Below are 2,281 nucleotides of genomic sequence, written 5' to 3' on the forward strand. Positions count from 1 at the left end.
TCGCCACAGGCACCGGATCGCCGATCGCCGAGCCGGTGAAGTTGAGGTTGTTCATCACCTCTTCCTCGCTCAGCCCCAGGTCCTCGCCCATCCGCGAATAGCGCAGGTACTTCAGTGCATGACAGCCACTGCAGTAGTTCATGTACAACTGGGCGCCGCGCTGCAGCGACGCCCGGTCACCCAGGTCGTTACCGGCCTGCAGGAGCTTGGTGCCGCCCTCGGCGGCCATGGCCAGGGTACTGCCCAGCATCAGGGCGGCCGCCAGGGCCAGCCGGACCATCCAGCGCTCAGTCATGCGTGGTCACCCTTTCCGGTACCGGCTTGGTCTTGTCCAGCCTTGTCCATATCGGCATGGTGATGAAGAAGGCAAAGTACAGGAAGGTCAGCACCCGCCCGACATAGGTCTCGTGTGCATCGGTACCAGGACCGGAACCGATCACCATCAGCCACGCAAAGCACACCACGAACATGCCCAGCAGGCCGCGCGACAGCCAGCCGCGGTAGCGGTAGGACTTGACCTTGGCCCGGTCCAGCCAGGGCACCAGGAACAGGATGGCGATGGCCGAGAACATCACGATCACGCCACCCAGTTTGTTCGGCACCACCCGCAACATCGCGTAGTACGGCGTGTAGTACCAGACCGGCTTGATGTGCTCGGGGGTGACCAGGCGATTGGCTTCGGTGAAGTTGTCGTGTTCCAGGAACAGGCCACCGAAGGCCGGTGCGAAGAAGATGATGAAGGCCGCGATGATCAGCAGGAAGCCCGCACCGACGCCGTCCTTGAGTGTGTAGTAGGGATGGAACGGGATGCCGTCGGTCGGCGCGTTCGGTGACCAGCGGTTGCCCTTCGGGCCCTTCTTGATCTCCACGCCATCGGGATTGTTCGATCCCACTTCATGCAGCGCGCCCAGGTGCAGCACCACCAGCAGCAGCAGGACCAGCGGCAGSGCGATCACGTGCAGKGCGAAGAASCGGTTGAGSGTGGCGTCRCTGGGCAGGTAATCGCCCATGATCCATTCGGTCAGGCCGTTGCCGATCACCGGAATSGCRCCGAACAGCGAGATGATCACCTKGGCGCCCCAGAASGACATCTGGCCCCACGGCAGCACGTAGCCCATGAAGGCTTCGGCCATCARCRCCAGGTAGATCAGCATGCCCAGGATCCACACCAGTTCGCGTGGCTTCTGGTAGCTGCCATACAGCAGCCCGCGGAACATGTGCAGGTASACCACGATGAAGAACRGCGAGGCACCGGTSGAGTGSATGTAGCGGATCAGCCAGCCCCACTCCACGTCACGCATGATGTATTCGATGGAGGCGAATGCTTCGGCGGCATTCGTCTTGTAGTGCATGGTCAGGAAGATGCCGGTGACGATCTGGTTGACCAGCACCAGCAGCGCCAGCGAGCCGAAGTAGTACCAGATGTTGAAGTTCTTCGGCGCGTAGTACTCGCTGACGTGCTTGCGGTAGATCGGCATCAACCCCGGCGCGCGGGCATTGACCCAGTCGGCCACGCCGGTGGCGGTACGGCTGAGGATGTTGGACATCAGGCAGCCCCCTGCGGATCGACACCGATGATGATGGTGTTGTCGTCCTGGTAGTGGTGCGCGGGCACCTTCAGGTTGATGGGTGCGGGCACGTCCTTGAAGACGCGGCCGGACATGTCGAAGCGCGACTTGTGGCAGGGGCAGAAATAGCCGCCCTTCCATTGCGGATCGTAGGGCTCGGGGCGGATTTCACCCACCATTTCCGGCGAACAGCCCAGGTGCGTGCAGAGACCGACCAGCACCGAGATCTCGGGCTTGATCGAGCGCAGCTCCGGGTTCTGCTTGAGCACGTACTCCGGCTGCTGGTCCTTCTCGCCGGACTCGGGGTCCTTCAAGCGGCCATCCAGCCCATGCAGCGCGTCAAGGATCGCCTTGGACCGTTTGACGATCCAGATCGGCTGGCCACGCCATTCCACGATCAGGCGTTGGCCTTCCTGCAGGGCGCTGATGTCGGCCACCACCGGTGCGCCGGCAAGCTTGGCGCGGGCACTGGGGTTCCAGGATTTGATGAAAGGAACTGCGGTGAATCCGACGCCGACGGCGCCCACCACAGCTGTGGTGGCAGTAAGAAAACGCCGACGTCCGGTGTTGACTGGATCGTGTACCCCATCGTTGGCCATCCGGCACTCCGATATTGATTAGGTAGCTTTAAGGCTGCCAGCGGTTCCGGTGGGGGCCAGAGCCGCATTGAATCTCGGTCGAGTGTAGCGGAACCGTTGCGCGCCACACAACGC

The 2,281-nt window shown here is 62.5% G+C and carries 3 protein-coding genes; all 3 read right to left on the reverse strand.

Features of this window, described 5'->3' with window-relative positions; all coding sequences use genetic code 11:
* Positions 1-295 (reverse strand): cytochrome c1 (locus tag AC1DJN_RS21620; protein WP_478040196.1); only part of this gene is annotated, 295 nt, incomplete at its 3' end.
* The gene (locus AC1DJN_RS21625) at positions 288-1,547 is read right to left on the reverse strand and encodes a cytochrome b (RefSeq protein ID WP_478040198.1); all 1,260 of its coding nucleotides are present in this window, start codon (positions 1,545-1,547) and stop codon (positions 288-290) included. The genes AC1DJN_RS21625 and AC1DJN_RS21620, both read right to left, overlap by 8 nt.
* Complete coding sequence (petA, locus tag AC1DJN_RS21630) at positions 1,547-2,167, reverse strand: ubiquinol-cytochrome c reductase iron-sulfur subunit (protein ID WP_025875286.1); 621 nt, start codon at positions 2,165-2,167, stop codon at positions 1,547-1,549. The genes AC1DJN_RS21625 and petA overlap by 1 nt, the downstream gene beginning before the upstream one ends.
* Between the last annotated feature and the right edge of the window lie 114 nt (positions 2,168-2,281).

This window comes from Stenotrophomonas sp. 05L414_2, from assembly GCF_056397905.1.

Coding starts and splice junctions, on each gene's coding strand:
- petA (WP_025875286.1), bottom strand. CDS start 2,167: ATGGCCAACGATGGGGTACACGATCCAGTCAACACCGGACGTCGGCGT.